The 15,095-nt window shown below is 63.6% G+C and carries 16 protein-coding genes and 1 pseudogene; 8 read left to right on the top strand and 9 right to left on the bottom strand.

Annotation, left to right across the window (positions count from 1 at the left end; genetic code table 11):
• Positions 1-155 precede the first annotated feature (155 nt).
• Genes AC0IYS_RS08290 through AC0IYS_RS08280 form a run of 3 tightly spaced genes read left to right on the top strand, consistent with a single transcriptional unit; the run spans position 156 to position 1,460 of the window.
• Positions 156-800: a TetR/AcrR family transcriptional regulator gene (locus AC0IYS_RS08290; RefSeq protein WP_315216919.1), complete on the top strand. Its 645-nt coding sequence runs from the start codon at positions 156-158 to the stop codon at positions 798-800.
• A 24-nt stretch (positions 801-824) separates the two neighbouring features.
• On the top strand, positions 825-1,124 hold the full coding sequence (locus AC0IYS_RS08285) for an antibiotic biosynthesis monooxygenase family protein (RefSeq protein WP_471704712.1): 300 nt from the start codon (positions 825-827) through the stop codon (positions 1,122-1,124).
• Between the two features lie 33 nt (positions 1,125-1,157).
• On the top strand, positions 1,158-1,460 hold the full coding sequence (locus tag AC0IYS_RS08280; RefSeq protein WP_471704711.1) for a hypothetical protein: 303 nt from the start codon (positions 1,158-1,160) through the stop codon (positions 1,458-1,460).
• Positions 1,461-1,498: 38 nt separating this feature from the next.
• Here the strand turns inward: AC0IYS_RS08280 and pncB are convergent, their stop codons facing one another.
• From pncB to AC0IYS_RS08260, 4 genes are all read right to left on the bottom strand, one after another.
• Entirely contained in the window at positions 1,499-2,692 is a 1,194-nt protein-coding gene (pncB, locus tag AC0IYS_RS08275) for a nicotinate phosphoribosyltransferase (RefSeq protein ID WP_471704710.1), read from the bottom strand.
• A 57-nt stretch (positions 2,693-2,749) separates the two neighbouring features.
• Positions 2,750-3,568 carry a hypothetical protein gene (locus tag AC0IYS_RS08270; RefSeq protein ID WP_471704709.1) on the bottom strand — a complete coding sequence of 273 codons (819 nt, stop codon included), beginning with the start codon at positions 3,566-3,568 and terminating at the stop codon, positions 2,750-2,752.
• Between the two features lie 25 nt (positions 3,569-3,593).
• Positions 3,594-4,463: a cysteine hydrolase family protein gene (locus tag AC0IYS_RS08265; RefSeq protein ID WP_471704708.1), complete on the bottom strand. Its 870-nt coding sequence runs from the start codon at positions 4,461-4,463 to the stop codon at positions 3,594-3,596.
• A 104-nt stretch (positions 4,464-4,567) separates the two neighbouring features.
• Positions 4,568-5,179 (bottom strand): FMN-dependent NADH-azoreductase, encoded by a 612-nt coding sequence (locus AC0IYS_RS08260; RefSeq protein ID WP_471704707.1) that lies wholly within the window; start codon positions 5,177-5,179, stop codon positions 4,568-4,570.
• Positions 5,180-5,319: 140 nt separating this feature from the next.
• Between AC0IYS_RS08260 and AC0IYS_RS08255 the strand changes: the two genes are divergently transcribed.
• Positions 5,320-6,393, top strand: coding sequence for a LysR family transcriptional regulator (locus AC0IYS_RS08255; protein ID WP_471704706.1), 1,074 nt, complete (start codon positions 5,320-5,322; stop codon positions 6,391-6,393).
• Here AC0IYS_RS08255 and AC0IYS_RS08250 read toward each other — a convergent pair.
• The 3 genes from AC0IYS_RS08250 to AC0IYS_RS08240 all read right to left on the bottom strand — a co-directional run bounded on the left by AC0IYS_RS08250 (position 6,371) and on the right by AC0IYS_RS08240 (position 8,424).
• Entirely contained in the window at positions 6,371-6,703 is a 333-nt protein-coding gene (locus AC0IYS_RS08250) for a chaperone modulator CbpM (protein WP_471704705.1), read from the bottom strand. The two genes, AC0IYS_RS08255 and AC0IYS_RS08250, sit on opposite strands and share 23 nt — an antisense overlap.
• A 3-nt stretch (positions 6,704-6,706) precedes the next feature.
• Positions 6,707-7,669 carry a DnaJ C-terminal domain-containing protein gene (locus AC0IYS_RS08245; RefSeq protein WP_471704704.1) on the bottom strand — a complete coding sequence of 321 codons (963 nt, stop codon included), beginning with the start codon at positions 7,667-7,669 and terminating at the stop codon, positions 6,707-6,709.
• 83 nt (positions 7,670-7,752) lie between these two features.
• Complete coding sequence (locus tag AC0IYS_RS08240) at positions 7,753-8,424, bottom strand: beta/gamma crystallin-related protein (protein ID WP_471704703.1); 672 nt, start codon at positions 8,422-8,424, stop codon at positions 7,753-7,755.
• Positions 8,425-8,615: 191 nt separating this feature from the next.
• Here AC0IYS_RS08240 and AC0IYS_RS08235 point away from each other — a divergent pair.
• The 3 genes and pseudogenes from AC0IYS_RS08235 to AC0IYS_RS08225 all read left to right on the top strand — a co-directional run bounded on the left by AC0IYS_RS08235 (position 8,616) and on the right by AC0IYS_RS08225 (position 13,064).
• Positions 8,616-10,001: pseudogene (locus AC0IYS_RS08235) on the top strand (MATE family efflux transporter).
• Positions 10,002-10,137: 136 nt separating this feature from the next.
• Positions 10,138-12,348 carry a S9 family peptidase gene (locus AC0IYS_RS08230; protein ID WP_471704702.1) on the top strand — a complete coding sequence of 737 codons (2,211 nt, stop codon included), beginning with the start codon at positions 10,138-10,140 and terminating at the stop codon, positions 12,346-12,348.
• A gap of 221 nt (positions 12,349-12,569) precedes the next feature.
• Positions 12,570-13,064 (top strand): Hcp family type VI secretion system effector, encoded by a 495-nt coding sequence (locus tag AC0IYS_RS08225; protein WP_471704701.1) that lies wholly within the window; start codon positions 12,570-12,572, stop codon positions 13,062-13,064.
• A 96-nt stretch (positions 13,065-13,160) separates the two neighbouring features.
• Here AC0IYS_RS08225 and AC0IYS_RS08220 read toward each other — a convergent pair whose 3' ends face one another.
• Positions 13,161-13,352 carry a CsbD family protein gene (locus AC0IYS_RS08220; protein ID WP_363497745.1) on the bottom strand — a complete coding sequence of 64 codons (192 nt, stop codon included), beginning with the start codon at positions 13,350-13,352 and terminating at the stop codon, positions 13,161-13,163.
• 117 nt (positions 13,353-13,469) lie between these two features.
• Positions 13,470-14,090, bottom strand: coding sequence for a class I SAM-dependent methyltransferase (locus AC0IYS_RS08215; protein ID WP_471704700.1), 621 nt, complete (start codon positions 14,088-14,090; stop codon positions 13,470-13,472).
• Between the two features lie 129 nt (positions 14,091-14,219).
• Here AC0IYS_RS08215 and AC0IYS_RS08210 point away from each other — a divergent pair, with 129 nt between their 5' ends.
• A complete protein-coding gene (locus AC0IYS_RS08210; RefSeq protein ID WP_471704699.1) occupies positions 14,220-15,047 on the top strand; it encodes an HDOD domain-containing protein in 828 nt (275 codons plus the stop codon).
• Positions 15,048-15,095: the final 48 nt, after the last annotated feature.

Here is a 15,095-nt window from a genome sequence, read left to right as displayed (position 1 = left end):
ACGCTCAATCCGACAGCGAACTAAAGTGTTGCGTTGCAGCACAAAAGCCGTTGACTTCTAGACAGAAAGTAACAATTTCAAACACTTTTTCGATTTCGCAGCCGAACGCTGCATTAGAATGGGATGTACCAAAACTACTGTTCAGACACCTTTTCATGCCTAACGCCGCCACAATCGACTCCCCAAGCCCCAAGCGACGCGGGCGCCCCCTGAAAGGGGAAAGCGGTGGACTGCGTGCGGAATTGATCGAGAAATCGGCAGAATTGTTTCGTACCAAAGGTTACGAGAACACCACCGTGCGCGATATCGCCGCCGCCGCCGGCATCCAGGCCGGCAGCTGGTTCTATCACTTCAAGACCAAGCAGGACATTCTGGCCGCCATCATGGAGCAAGGCCTGGAGCGCTCACTGGCCGAGATCGAGGCCATCGGCAGCCAGCAGCTGCCGCCGTGCGAGATTCTGCGCCAGCTGGTCGAGGCCCATCTGCATACGCTGCTGGCGCCCGACCACCATTACATCGCCGTGCTGCTGTACGAGTGGCGCTCGCTCGACGAGCCGTCGCGCTCGCGCGTGGTGGCGTTGAAGGACCGCTACGAGGCCGTGTGGGACCGCGCCATCGCCGAGCTGCACCTGTCCGGCGACTGGGCGATGCCGTCGTCGTTCGACCGCCTGCTGATCTTCGGCGCGCTCAACTGGACCGTGCAGTGGTACAAACCCGGCAGCGGTGCCGACGTCAAGGAGTTGGCCCGCCAGGCGATGCGCTTCATCCTGCGCACGCCCGCCGCAGTTGAGGCACAATAGGGGCATACTTTCAAAAGGATGCCCATGATTTACGAGATCGCCGAGATATACGTGAAGCCGGATGACCACGACGCCTTCCAGGCCGGCGTGGCCGAGGCGGTGCCTCTGTTCAAGGCGGCCACCGGTTGCCTGTCGATGCGCCTCGACCGCGACATCGAAACGCCCGACACCTATCATCTGGTGATCGGCTGGCAAACCCTTGAAAACCATACCGTCGATTTCCGTGGCAGTCCGGCATTCCAGTCTTGGCGCGGACTGGTCGGCAGCTATTTCGCTACACCGCCCAAGGTGGAGCATTTCGAAACCGTGGTGGCCGGCTTCTAAGCCGCACTGCCCGGTTCAATCAAGGAGGTCGTCATGACACGCACAATACACCGCAATTTCGAACAGGTGACCGACGCCGAAAGCGCCCGCAGCGCCTTGCTGGCTAAGGGTTTTCCTCCGTCCACCGTTAAACTGACCAAGCACACGGCTTTGCCGCCGAGCGTGGCGACCAGCACCGTCGGTAACATCTTCGACGCGCTGACGCCGGGCGGCCCGGCCGCCGCAGCGCACGCGCGCGAACGCAGCGGCGCCATGCTGTCGGTCGATATCTACGACGAGGACGAAGGTGGCAACGCCGACGCCATCATGAGCGGCTTCGGCGCGCGACCGGCGTAAAAATAGCGCCGGCCCGCTCGGCCGGCGTTTCCCGTGCCTTAAACGGCCGGATGGTGGAAGACCTGGCGCAGATAAGCCAGGAAAGTCTCGTCCTTGCACAGCGTTTTACCCGGCGAGTCCGACAGCTTGGCCACCGATTGGCCGTTGCAGTTGACCAGCTTCATGACGATGTTGAGCGGCTTCAGGCCGACGTCGTTGGTCAGGTGCGTGCCGATGCCGAAGCCGGTCATGATGCGGTCGGCGAAGTGGCGGTACAGCTCGAAGGCCTTCTCCAGATTCAGCCCGTCCGAGAACACCAGCCGCTTGGTCTTGGGGTCGATGCGCAGCGCGGCGTAGTGCGCCAGCGCCTTCTCTCCCCACACCACCGGGTCGCCCGAATCGTGGCGCAGCCCGTCGAACAGCTTGGCGAAATACAGGTCGAAGTCGTCGAGGAAGGCGTCCATACCCACCACGTCGGTCAGCGCGACTCCGAGGTCGCCACGGTATTCCTGCACCCACGCCTCCAGCGAGGCTTTCTGAAAATCGCGCAGCCGCACGCCGAAGGCCTGGAACGATTGCATGTATTCGTGCGCCATCGTGCCGATCGGCACCAGGCCGAACTTCATCGCCTGGTAGACGTTGGACGTGCCCTTGAAGTACTCGGGCACCTCGCGCGACAGCCGCTGCACCACCTCGTCGTGCCAGGCGCCGGAAAAGCGCCGGCGCGTGCCGAAGTCGGAGAACTCGAACGGGTTGCGGCGCGTCGGCTCGGCGCCGAAGGCCTTGAGCGCGGCGATCTTGGCGCTGAGGCGCTCGCGCCCCTCGGCCAGCGCGGCGGCCTGGTCGAAGCGGCGGAAGTACAGTTCATTGACGATGTAAAGCACGTAGATCTCAAAGCCCATCACGTGCACCTGCGGGCCGGTGGCGCGGATCGCCAAGGTGTCGCCGTCGACGCGCACGTCGATGAATTTGCGCTGGAAGCGGAACACCGTCAGGAAATCGACAAAGTCGCTTTTGATGTACCGCAGCGAGCGCAGGAAGTTCAGTTCCTCGTCCGAAAAGCCCATCGAGCACAGATGATCGAGTTCGCGCTCGACCGCCTCATGCAGCTCGGCCAGCGGATACTCGGGCGTGTTGCGGCAGACGAATTCGTATTCGGTGTGCGAGTTGGGGTGGCCATGCAGCAGCGCTTGCCACATGGTGAATTTGTATAGATCCGTCTCCAGCAGGCTGCGGACGATGGGCTGACTCATGGACTCTCCAGATTGCATATTGCCATGATCTTACGCCATGCGAGCCGGACGCGTGGATCAGGGCCGCGCTTGCTTGTACGCGGACAGGCTCTCCATCAGGTAACGCTTGACCGTGCCCTGGCGCTTCAGCAGCGCCAGCCCGGCCGCCAGTTGCGGCGCCAGCGCCGCGTGCGCACTGCGCAGGTAGGCGTGGCCGGTGGTGCTGCGCACCACGCCGGCCTGGTGCAGGGAGCCCAGACCGCTGCGCCGCTGTTCGGGGTCGCCCAGGAAAAACAGAAAATCGCCGACCGCCTCTTCGACATCGAAATACAGATCGGTGCGCCCCAGGCGCAGCTTCTGCAGGCCCTGGTCGATGGTCTGCACATACGAGTACTCGCCGGCGGCCAGCTCGCGCGACAGCATGTCGCGCAATTCGCTGATGCCGTGCCGGTATACGCAGCGCAGGCTGCGCGCGCGCACCGCCTGCCAGCTGTCGAACACCAGGCCGGGCCGCGTCGCGTAGGCGGCAAAGCGCACGGCGTTGTTCGGCTCGGGCACCCGCACCAGCGCCGGAAACAGGTTTTGATAATCGAAGGTGCGTCCCAGTTCGCCGTCGGCCTCGCCCGACAGCACCATGGCGGTGGCGCGCAGTGGCGGCACGTCGATATAAACGAAGCGCTTGCCCAGGTCCTCAAGCAGATGGGTGTAGACCCGGATCAGCCATTGCGTGCGCGGATTGTCGAACGGGCGAGAAAACACGAAACGCAGCGTGTGCACCCCGTCGGCCGGACCGGCGCCGGCACCGAGGCCAGGGCGGGATTGCGCGGCAGCGGCCGCGGCGTACGTCAACGGCAGCGCGGCGGCCGCCTCCAGCAGTTGACGTCGGGTGAGCGCCACAGCCGTCCCCCTCTGGCCGCCGGGATCAGCGGGCGGCGTTGGCCAGCAGTTCGGGCAGCACGTCGCCAGCCTGCATTAGCTGCACGCCGCGCGCTTGCATGGCCTTCAGGAAGCCGTGGTACTGCGCCTCGAAGCCGGTAACGGGACTCATGCAGTCGGTGATCAGCACCAGCTTGGACGCGGCCTGGTCGCCGAAGTGGTCGACAATATGCTCGACGGTCGCCTTGACGCAGTGGCTGCCGGCCTCCCCCGCCACGTAGATCTGGTCGGCCTCGGCCAAGGTGTTGACGAACTTGGTGTTGAACTGGGTGTCCGGATCGTCGGCGTACGGCACCTCGGCCATGACGGCCGAATAGTGCTCGGTCCACGGATTGGAACCCTTGGCCAGCTTGGCGACGATGCCGAGCGAGGCTTCCTCCCAGGCGGCATAGGCGGCACGCACGTCGTCATGGACGTTGTTGCCCCAGCTGCCGATTTCGCAATGCACCGGCCACACCATCAACTGATAGCGGCCCGCCGCCTCAAGCTTGTCGAGATAGTTCAAAGCCAGCGGCAAGCCGGCAGGATGGCGCGGCAGGTATTTTTCGGCGCGCACGTCGTCGGCCGTGATCTGCGTGAACGGCGCCACCGGCGCGCCGTCGCGGGCAACCCAGAACGTCGGGTGGGCGATGTCGAAACGGTGGTGCGAGTCGAGCGTGATGCTGATGGCCGTCAGGCCGGAGCGGCCCCGGTTGATCAGGCCGGCCAGGCGCTGCATGTCCTGATGCGCGCCGGGCACCGGCAGCGCCGGCGCGCGCGGCTGGCGCGTGACCGGATCGATCGGCAGATAGCCGGCCGGCAGATCGCAAAAGTCGTTTTGCGGGTCGATGATCAGCAGGTGCAAGTTACGTTTCATAGGGGCTCCGTGACGGGTATGCCTTCCATGATACGCAGCAAAGAACAAGCCCCGCAAGCGGGGCTTCGTTCACGACCGATTGTGTGGCGTATTTAGCGCGGAACTCAGACCAGGATGGCGTTGATGTCGGCGCGGCTCTTGGCGACCGCCGTGGCGACGGCCTCTTCACCCTTCGACACGCCTTCGGCGACGATGAAGGTGATGTCGGTCATGCCCAGGAAGCCCAAGGTGGCGCGCAGGTAGGTGGTCAGGTGGTCGTAGACGGCCGCCGGGCCTTCGCTGTAGACGCCGCCGCTGGCGACGAACACATACACTTTTTTGCCGGTCACCAGGCCCTGGGGACCGTTGGCGCCATAGCTGAAGGTGCGGCCGACGCGCGCGATGTGGTCGATCCACGCCTTCAGGCCGGAGGTAACGGAGAAGTTGTACATCGGCGCGCCGATGACGATGGTGTCGGCGGCCAGCAGCTCGTCGACCAGCGCGTCGGACAGCTTGATCGTGTGGGCCTGGTCGGCGTTGCGCTGGTCCGGCGGGGTGAAGTACGCGCCGATCAGCTGTTCGGTCAGGTGCGGCAGCGGCGCGGCGGCCAGGTCGCGGGTGACGATGGTGTCGGAAGGGTTGGCTGCCTTCCATTTTGCGATGAATTCGCCGCCGAGCTGGCGCGAAACGGAACCGGTGTGACGAACACTGCTATCGATGTGGAGGACGGTTGCCATGATGTGCTTCCTTTAAGTGGTAGGGTTGCATGCATCATAGATCGGGATTACTATCGATGAAATACAGTAAATTTAAATCTTACTGATCGATTTTATCGATATCTAATGATTAACCACCGCATCAACCATAGGCAATCACCATGCGAGACCCCGGCCTCCCCTCCCTCGACCAGCTGCGCGTGTTCATCGCCGTCATCGACCACGGCGGCTTCGCGCACGCGGCGCGGGCGCTGCACCGCACGCAGTCCGTCATCAGCTACACCATCGCCAATCTGGAGGAGCAGCTCAACATCGAACTGCTCGACCGCAGCAAGCGCAAACCGGTGCTCACCGAGGCCGGCAAGGCGCTGCTGGCCGACGCCCGCGCCGTTTCGCTCAAGGTCGACGGCATGCGGGCGCGCGCCAAGGCGCTGTCTGCCGGGCTGGAGGCGGAGGTATCGCTGGTGGTCGACGTGATGTATTCGACCTGCAAGCTGGTGCGTATTCTGCACGGCTTCCAGAAGGAGTTCCCGACCGTGTCGATGCGGCTGCGCACCGAGGCGCTGGGCGCGGTCACGCAACTGGTCATGGACCGCACCTGCCATGTCGGCCTGAGCGCCTGGATGCCCGGCTCGGCGGACACCATCGAACGGCAGAGCTGCGGCTTCGTCACGATGGTGCCGGTGGTGTCGCCCAACCATCCGCTGGCGCAGATCAAGGGCAAGATCCCGAACGAGGTCCTGCGCGAGCACACGCAGCTGGTGCTGACCGACCGCAGCACCTTGACCAAGGGCCAGGATTTCGGCGTGGTGGCGCTGCGCGACTGGCGCCTGGGCGACCTGAGCTCCAAGCACGCGCTGCTGCGCAGCGGCATCGGCTGGGGCAATATGCCGGTCGAATTCATCCAGTGGGACCTGGACGCGGGGCGCCTGGTGCAGCTTGAAGTCGCCGAAGGGCCGGCATTCAGCGCGCCGCTGTACGTGATCCGGCGCGCCGACGAAGAACCGGGACCGGCCACGCGCTGGGTCATGCAGCAGTTTCTGGAGATGGACAAGCAAATCGCCGACGAATACGGCGGCACCGAACACGCCGGCGCGGCGGCCAGGCACCACCCGCCGATCCACATGCCCTTCCATCAGCGTTCGAACGACGCGCCGTCGGCCGCATCGCTGCCGGTGATCACAGCCACGCCGGTCAAGCGGGCGCCTGCGGCTACTTCACGCCGGCCGCGCTGAGCTTGCGGCGCAGGCGGCAGATCTCTTCCGACAGATCGACCACCAGCGCGGCGACGTCGTCGTTGGCCTCGAAGTCGCGCTCGATCTGGCACAGGCGGCGCGCCCGCACCAGGTCGGCGCTGGTGAAGCGCCAGCTGACGCAATCCTCCGAATCGCACTCCATCAGGATGCCGGTGCGCACGCGCTGCACCACCCAGTCGCGCTCGACGGCGCAGGCGCGCGCCAGCTCCTCGAGCGTCAGCGCGGTCTCATCGATCAACACGGCGGTCAGGGGCGGCTGCCCCACCGCTGCTTCCATTGTCTGTCCCATAGCTCATCCTCCCGCGCGCGGATTGAACGCCATCTCGCGCGCCATCGTTTGATACAGCTCGCGTGCCTTGTCGGTGTTCGCCGGCGGCAGCACCACTTCCAAAATCAGGTATAAATCGCCGGCTTCCTTGCCGGGGATGCCGCGTCCGCGCAGGCGCAGCTTGCGGCCGCTTTGCGAGCCGACCGGCACCGACACGGTGACCTTGCCCGACGGCGTGGTCACGTCGATGTCGGCGCCCAAGGCGAGCTCCCACGGCGCCACCGGCACCGTCTCGAAGACGTCGCGGCCATCGACGCGGTAGCGCGCATCGGGCCGGAACTGGATTTCCAGATACAGGTCTCCCGGCCCGCCGTCGCCGCGCTGGCCCTGGCCGGACAGGCGCAACTGCTGGCCGGCCGTTACGCCTTTGGGAATGTTGACGCTGAGCGTGCGCTCGCGCGTGACGATGCGGTCGGCCGCGTCGCGCTCGGCCACCATCATGCTGACGTTGCGCGTGGCGCCTTGATAGGTGTCGACCAGGTCGATGGTGATGGTGGCGTGGCTGTCGTCGCCGCGCTGCGGCTCGTAGGCGTACTGCTGGCGCCGGCGTCCGCCCAGGTTGGCGAACAGGTCGGCGAAGAAGTCGCTCGAATCGGTGTCGCCGAAACCGCCGCCCGGGGCGCCGCCACCGGCGCCCGGATTGCCCGTGCCGCCGCCGAAGCCGCGCCCCCAGTCCGGCGGCGGACGGAATTCCTGGCCGGCGCGGAACTGGCGTCCGCGTCCCAGGTCGTCGTAGGCGGCGCGTTTTTCGGCGTCGCCCAGCACGCCGTAGGCCTCGTTGAGTTCCTGGGTTTTCTTTTGCGCGTCGGCTTCCTTGCTGACGTCCGGATGGTATTTGCGGACCAGCTTGCGGTAAGCCTTCTTGATCTCGTCTTCCGAGGCGGTTTTCGACACGCCCAGGGTCTGGTAGTAGTCCTTGTATTCCACGTTGCGCACTCCGTCCGGTTGCTTATTGCGTTACCCGTAGTCTACCCGCAAACCGGGTCGGAGCGCGCCTCCCAGAAGAGCCGTTAGCGTACGCGGCGCACCGACGAAATGCGGTCGCCCATGTCGCGCAGGTTGTCGTAGCGGCCCGGCGACAGCACGATGCACTTGCCGCGGAAATCGGCGTCGTCGCACAGCTGCCAGCTGCCTTCGCGGATGATCACCGAGCCGGCCTGGTCGTTGAAGTCGAGGCGATCGAGCTTGCGGGTATCATCGCGTAACTCGAGCTCGCTCCCGTTGAAGCGCGACTGCGAATACAGCACGATCGGGGCGCCGCCACGGCCACCGCCGCCGTAGCCGTTTTCGCCGCGCCGGCCATGTCCACGATCGCCCCGGTCGCCGCGATCACCGCGATCACCGCGATCACCATCGCCGCCCACTTCGCGCAGCGACGACAGCACATCGTTAAATCCTTCCAGCTTGCGGTACTCGCCCGGCCCCAGCACGATGCAATGACCGTCGAAATTGGCGTTCTCGCACAGCTGCCAGCGGCCCGAGCGCACCCGCACGCTCGAGGCGCGGTCGTTGAAGCCTTCGGAGGACAGGTCCGGGACCTGGTCGCGCACCGTGACCGCCGGTCCGCCGAAATTGTCGTGGGTATAAAGAGTGACTTCACCGGCGTGCGCGGCGGCGGCGAAGACAACGGGAGCGGCCAGCGCGAGGGCGGCGTTCAGCAAGCGGGGCAGGAATTTTTTCATGTTTTTGGCCTGAATAGTAATTTAGCGACAATGTTGAACATCCGGGCTGGATGCCTTGCACCTATAACGCGCATGTTATTAGTTTCGCATACGCAGCACTCCAACTAAATTGCAACCAAATGCAATCGTGTTCAAAGTAGCCGTTAGAATGGCGGACCCCAGTCATATCAGCTTGCCGCTCCGGTCACCGTATGCCCCACTCTTTCACTCTGTCGTCCATCCGTCTCGAAGCCGCAGCGCTGTGGCGCCTGTCCTGGCCCATGCTGATCGGCCAGCTGGCCACCGTCGGCATGGGGGTGGCCGACGTCGCCATGACCGGCCACACCAGCGCCGACGAGCTGGCGGCGGTGTCGCTGGGCGCGTCGATCTGGTCGATCATCCTGGTCACCGTCAGCGGCGTCATGATGGCGATCAACAGCATTGTCGCGCACGACGTCGGCGCGGGTGACCTGCGCAAAATCCCGCACACGGTGAGGCAATCGTTATGGAAGGCGCTCGGCGTCGGCCTGGTGGCCGCCGCGCTGGCCAACGTCGCCACCCTGCTGTTCGCGCATTTATACCTGACGCCGCATGTGCAGCGCCAGGCCGAGCTGTTCGTCCACATCATCAGCATCGGCCTGCTGCCGTTCGCCGCCTACCGCGCGCTGTACGGTTACAGCACCAGCATCAACCAGACCTTGCCGGTGATGCTGATCGCCATCATGGGCCTGTGCATCAACGTCTTCGTCAACTGGCTGCTGGTGTTCGGCAACTGGGGCTTCCCGGCGCTGGGCGGGGTCGGCTGCGCCGTCTCGACCGCGCTGTGCATGTGGATGATGCTGTTCGCCATGCTGGCGTGGATACGCTACGCGCCGGCCTACCGCGCCACCTACCCGTTCACGCACTGGGAATGGCCGCACTGGCCCGAGATCGGCACGATGCTGCGGCTCGGCGTGCCGATCGGTATCAGCTACTTCGCCTAGGTCAGCGCGTTCGGCGCGGTCAGCCTGCTGGTGGCGCGCTACGGCGTGGTGCAGATTTCTGCGCACCAGATCGCGCTCAACTTCACGTCGCTGGTGTTCATGGTGCCGCTCAGCTTTGGCATCGCACTGATCACCCGCGTCGGCCAGTCGCTGGGCGAAGGCAATGCGCTCAAGGCGCGCTTCGTGGCCTGGGTCGGCGTGTGGATGTCGCTGGCGTTCGCCGTGTTGTCGGCCGCGTTCATCGTCGTGTTCCGCTACCAGATCGCGCGCGCCTACACGTCCGATCCGGCGGTGCAGGAGCTGTGCGCGCACCTGCTGCTGTTTGCCGCGCTGTTCCAGCTGTCGGACTCGACCCAGGTCGCGGCCGCCTGCGCGCTGCGCGGCTACAAGGTCTCGCGCCAGCCGATGCAGATCCAGCTGCTGGCGTTCTGGGGCTTCGCGCTGCCGCTGGGCTGCTGGCTGGGCCTGGCGCCGCAATGGATGCCGTGGTCGCCGGCCGCGCCGATGGCGGCGTCCGGCTTCTGGATCGGGCTGGTGGTGGGGCTGACGGTGGCCGCAGTGCTGCTGAGCTGGTCCCTGCGCAACCTGGCGCTGCGGCGCGTGCGCGGCGCCTGAAATAAAGCGACACGAAACAAAGCGATACATAAGGCCGAAGGAAAGACGGTTTTGCGGGATGGATTCAGAACATTGCCATCTCGCCACATAAACACGACTCTGGTATCGTCTTGGATTGCCCACCAAGAGACCTTCCATGCGCTTTATCCTTTGCTTTCTCGCACTGCTGGCTGGCGGCAACGCCGCCGCCGAAAAACTGACCCTGGACCGTATTCATGCCGACCCGTCGCTGAGCGGTCCCGGCGTGCGCAGCCTGAAAGTGTCGCCCGACGGCGCCCGCGTCACCTTCCTGCGCGGCCGCGACGACAACCAGTTCCAGCTCGACCTGTGGGAATACAACCTCAAGGACAAGTCCACGCACCGCCTGGTCGACTCCAAGATCCTGGTGCCGGAAGAGAACCTGTCGGACGCCGAAAAGGCCCGCCGCGAGCGCGCCCGCACCGCCAGCCTCAAGGGCATCCTCAGCTATAGCTGGTCGCCGGACGGCAAGCAGCTGCTGGTGCCGATCGCCGGCAACCTGTACCTGATCGACGTCAGCAAGCCCGACGCCGCGCGCATGGTCGCCAGCGGCAACGTGCTCGATCCGAAGATCTCGCCCAAGGGACGTTATGTGTCGTTCGTGCGCGACCAGAACCTGTTCGTCATCGACCTGAGCACCAACAAGGAACGCCAGCTGACCACCGACGGCAAGGGCACCATCCACAACGGCGAAGCCGAATTCGTGGCGCAGGAAGAAATGGGCCAGACCAGCGGCTACTACTGGGCGCCGGACGACTCCGCCATCGCCTACAAGCGCTACGACGAGGCCCCGGTGCCGGTGGTCAAGCGCTTTGAAATCTACGCCGACCGCACCGACGTGATCGAGCAGCGCTACCCGGCCGCCGGCGATCCGAACGTGCTGGTGCAGTTGAAGATCGTCTCGCCTGTCAGCGGCGAGATCCGCAACGTCGAGCTCGGCGCGGAACAGGATATTTACCTGGTGCGCGCCGACTGGAGCGCCAACAGCAAGGCCCTGCTGTTCCAGCGCCAGAGCCGCGACCAGAAGAAGCTGGAGCTGGTATCGGTCGACGCCGCCACGTTGGCGCAGCGCGTGCTGATCACCGAAACGTCGCCGACGTGGGTCAGCATCTTCGACGACCTGCGCTTCCTGGGCAACGACAAGTTCATCTGGCCTTCCGAGCGCAGCGGCCGCAAGCACCTCTACCTGTACGACCTGAACGGCAAACTGCTGCACCCGATTTCCAGCGGCGAATGGGGCATCGACAAGCTGCTCGCGGTCGATGAGAAAAATGGCCGCGTATTTGTGCAATCGAACCGCGACGCCGTCATCGACAGCCAGACCTACGCGCTCAAGCTCGACGGCAGCGGCGCCGACAAGCCGACCCGCATCACCGACGGCGACGGCTGGCACGACTCGTCGTTCTCGCGCAATGGCGAAGTGTTCGTCGACACCTTCTCCGATCCGGACACCCCGCCGCAAGTGAGCATCCGCCGTCCGGACGGCAAGATGATCAGCTGGCTCGAGCACAATGAACTGAACGCCAGCCACCCATACGGCAAGTACAAGGATGCGCACCTGCGCACCGAATACGGCACCTTGAAGGCCAACGACGGCCAGACCTTGTACTACTCGATGATCAAGCCGAGCGGCTTTAGCCCGGTGAAGAAATATCCGGTCTACCTGTCGACCTACGGCGGCCCGCACGCGCAGCACGTCGCGCGCAAATGGGGCAACTTCTTCGACCAATACATGGCGCAGCAAGGCTTCGTGGTGTGGCGGCTGGACAACCGCGGCTCGTTCCGCCGCGAGCGCGCCTTCACCGACGCCAACTATCTGAACCTGGGCAAGGTGGAAGTCGAAGACCAGCTGACCGGCATCGAATGGCTGGGCAAGCAAAGCTACGTCGACGCCAAGCGCATCGGCGTGTTCGGCTGGAGCTACGGCGGCTTCATGACGTTGCGCCTGCTGGCGCAAGCGTCGGACAAGATCGCCATGGGCGTCTCGGTCGCGCCGGTGACGGACTGGGCCTTGTACGACACCCACTACACCGAGCAGTTCATGAGCACGCCGAAAGCGAACGCCGCTGGCTACGTGTCGGCTGGTGTCTACTCGCACCTGGACGGCCTGAAATCGCCGCTGCTGCTGATGCACGGCATGGCCGACGACAACGTGCTGTTCACCAACACCACGCGCATGATCGACGCGCTGGTCAGCCGCAACGTCCGCTTCGAACTGATGACCTACCCCGGCGGCAAGCACGGCATCGCCGGCCGCGCGCCACAGCGCCACGTCTACGGCAACATCGAAGCCTTCTTCAAAAAGAACCTGATGCCCGACGCAAAATAAACCCGCTCCGGGGTCAGGTCCACCATTTCTACACGAACTGATGCGTAGGCGGATAAAAGCCGCGTAAATCGTTGTTAGCGCCGAGGCCGTGTAGCATTGGTGGACCTGACCCCGGAGGTTTTTGGGGGTGGCTTGAGCAGCCACAAGAGGAGATTTGTTGATTATTCGATAATGCCCGCTGCGGCGCGTTTCGCGCCGTTTCACTTATTCCAGGAGGAATTATGGCTATCGATGTCTATCTGCAGATCGACGGAATCCGGGGCGAGTCGGCGGATGAAAAACACAAGGATTGGATTGAATGCAAGTCGGTCAGCTGGGCGGTGAGCCAGCCGAAATCGGCGACCGCCTCGACCAGCGGCGGCCATACCGCCGAGCGTTGCGAACACCAGGACATCACCCTGCTGAAAATGGCCGACCTGGCGTCGCCCGTGCTGCTGCAAACGTGCTCATCCGGTAAGACCATTCCCAAGGCGAAGTTCGAATTCATGCGCGCCGATGGCCAGGGCGAGCGCATCAAGTACTTCGAAATCGAACTGGAAAATGTATTGGTCGGCACCGTGTCTCCCAGCGTGACGGAAGGCGATGTGCTGTCGGAGCAAGTGTCACTGAAGTTTTCCAAAGTGAAGTGGCGCTATACGCAGCAGAAAATCTCCGGCGGCTCCGGTGGCAATACCGCCGGCGGCTGGGATTTGTCTTCCAATCGCATCGCGGCCTGACTGCAACGCCCGTAAACGAAAACAGCCGCTGATGCGGCTGTTTTTCTATGCGGCGAATGATCGCCTGCGATGCGCTCTTGGCGCTGGATCGTGCTATTAGTTGCGGTTGCCTTTGACGACGTCGTCGATTGCTTCCTTGGCATCGCCCACGCCTTTTTGCACTTTGCCTTCGGCTTGCTTGTTCAGGCCCTTGGCCTGCTGTTCGGAGCTGCCCACCAGTTCGCCAGCTTTTTCCTGGATTTTGCCGCCGATGTCTTTCGCCGTACCCTTAACTTGATCCTTGTTCATGATGAACTCCTTTATCGTTGTTGAAGCTACAGGACACACAACGTGGCGCTGTGTGCATGGATTCACTATAGGCTTCAGCGGCTGAGCTCTCTGTGCGTTCGCGAACGCTGCCACCAATCAAATTTTCCGCCAAACACTAGCCAGCCAGGGCTGCTGATCGCGCGGCAATCCGGTCGGCCGATAGTAATGTTGGACAGCGCTAAAACCTGCTGCGACAAGGTAACGTTCCCAGGTTTCGTAATCGTAGTAACTGCCGTAGCGCGGGCCGTTCCAGCCTTCGCGGTTGTCGCCGCGCGGATTCGAGCTGAACAAAACGCCGCCCGGTTTCAGGGCCGCTTGCAGGCGCCGCAACACGTCCGGCAATGCCGCGCTCGGCACGTGGAACAGCGAGGCGTTGGCGTACACGCCATCGAAATAGTCGGCCGGTAAATCGAGCTGGACGAAGTCCTGCTGCCACGCCTCGCAACCGCTGTAGGCGCGCGCCATCTCCACGAAGCGGGCCGAGCCGTCGACGCCGATCGGCTCGTGTCCCATCTCGCGGAAAGTTTTCAAATCGCGGCCCGGACCGCAGCCCAGGTCGAGCAACCGGAACGGCGCCGGCGCTTCGATCGCGTCGAGCAGCGCGGCAATATTTTGGCTGACATCGTGATCGATGGTGCCGGCGAAAAATTGCTGCGCCCTCTGCTCGTAGTGTTGCAGGGTTTTCTGCGTGATTGCTTCAATGTGATCGGGTTCCATGACGCCAGTGTAGCGTATCGACACGGCAGAAAAGATACGCTCAGGTATCAAAACGCTTCTGTCATTCGGGGAATCGCTATATAGTTAGCCCATAGCAATGCCCCTATGAAAAGTATCGAGGAGATAAAAATGAAACTTGACGCCTTGTTCCAGAATCCGACCGCGCTGCCCACCGCGCCCAAGGTCGTCGAGGAATTGATCAGCAGTTTCGACAAGGCCAGCGTCTCGACTGAAGAGATCGCGAAAAAACTGGCGACCGATCCAGTGCTCAGCGCCAAGTTGCTGCGCCTGGCCAACTCGGCCTACTATCACGTCTCGCGCAGCATCGGCACCGTCGAGGACGCCGTGCTGATGCTCGGCTTCGTCACCGTGCGCACCCTGGTCATCAGCTCGGGCCTGGTGAGCGGCTTCAAGACCGTTCCCGGCCTCGACCTTAAACAATTCTGGCGCTACAGCCTGCACACCGCCGTGTCGGCGAAGTGGATCGCCAAGAAGACCAAGGAAAACACCGACCTCGCCTTTACCATCGGCATGATGCACGCGATCGGCCAGTTGGTGATGCATTCGGCCATGCCGGAAAAATCGATGGAAATCGACAAGATCGCCGGGCCGATGGACGCGCGCCGTCTCGATGCCGAGACCGCTTCGTTCGGCTATACCTTCGCCGATGTCGGCGCCGAGCTGGCCAAGCGCTGGAAGTTCCCGGTCGCCTTCTCGGAAACCATCGAAGCCTTCCCGGAGCCGCATCACAATGGCGAGCTCAATCGCCTGGCGGCCGTCGTCTCGCTGGCCGCTTGGCGCGCCCGCGTCGAGCATGCCGAACTGAGCGACGAGGAAATCGCCGCCTGCTACCCGACCGAACTGGCAGAGGAGCTGGGCCTGGACGACAACGCACTGATTGACGATATGCCATCGCCGGACGAGCTCAGCGCTGGTCTGGAGGAGCTGGTCAAGTAACAACGCAAGCTTGCCTTAACGGCAACCAAAGCCGCCTGCTTTTAAGCA

Source organism: Duganella sp. AC237 (genome assembly GCF_979254035.1).
This window is presented reverse-complemented; position numbering and strand designations above follow the sequence as displayed.

What these genes read in the sequence shown, in the direction of transcription:
- AC0IYS_RS08290 (WP_315216919.1), top strand. Translation starts at nt 156, where the DNA reads ATGCCTAACGCCGCCACAATCGACTCCCCAAGCCCCAAGCGACGCGGG.
- AC0IYS_RS08285 (WP_471704712.1), top strand. Translation starts at nt 825, where the DNA reads ATGATTTACGAGATCGCCGAGATATACGTGAAGCCGGATGACCACGAC.
- AC0IYS_RS08280 (WP_471704711.1), top strand. Translation starts at nt 1,158, where the DNA reads ATGACACGCACAATACACCGCAATTTCGAACAGGTGACCGACGCCGAA.
- pncB (WP_471704710.1), bottom strand. Translation starts at nt 2,692, where the DNA reads ATGAGTCAGCCCATCGTCCGCAGCCTGCTGGAGACGGATCTATACAAA.
- AC0IYS_RS08265 (WP_471704708.1), bottom strand. Translation starts at nt 4,463, where the DNA reads ATGAAACGTAACTTGCACCTGCTGATCATCGACCCGCAAAACGACTTT.
- AC0IYS_RS08260 (WP_471704707.1), bottom strand. Translation starts at nt 5,179, where the DNA reads ATGGCAACCGTCCTCCACATCGATAGCAGTGTTCGTCACACCGGTTCC.
- AC0IYS_RS08255 (WP_471704706.1), top strand. Translation starts at nt 5,320, where the DNA reads ATGCGAGACCCCGGCCTCCCCTCCCTCGACCAGCTGCGCGTGTTCATC.
- AC0IYS_RS08250 (WP_471704705.1), bottom strand. Translation starts at nt 6,703, where the DNA reads ATGGGACAGACAATGGAAGCAGCGGTGGGGCAGCCGCCCCTGACCGCC.
- AC0IYS_RS08240 (WP_471704703.1), bottom strand. Translation starts at nt 8,424, where the DNA reads ATGAAAAAATTCCTGCCCCGCTTGCTGAACGCCGCCCTCGCGCTGGCC.
- AC0IYS_RS08230 (WP_471704702.1), top strand. Translation starts at nt 10,138, where the DNA reads ATGCGCTTTATCCTTTGCTTTCTCGCACTGCTGGCTGGCGGCAACGCC.
- AC0IYS_RS08225 (WP_471704701.1), top strand. Translation starts at nt 12,570, where the DNA reads ATGGCTATCGATGTCTATCTGCAGATCGACGGAATCCGGGGCGAGTCG.
- AC0IYS_RS08220 (WP_363497745.1), bottom strand. Translation starts at nt 13,352, where the DNA reads ATGAACAAGGATCAAGTTAAGGGTACGGCGAAAGACATCGGCGGCAAA.
- AC0IYS_RS08215 (WP_471704700.1), bottom strand. Translation starts at nt 14,090, where the DNA reads ATGGAACCCGATCACATTGAAGCAATCACGCAGAAAACCCTGCAACAC.
- AC0IYS_RS08210 (WP_471704699.1), top strand. Translation starts at nt 14,220, where the DNA reads ATGAAACTTGACGCCTTGTTCCAGAATCCGACCGCGCTGCCCACCGCG.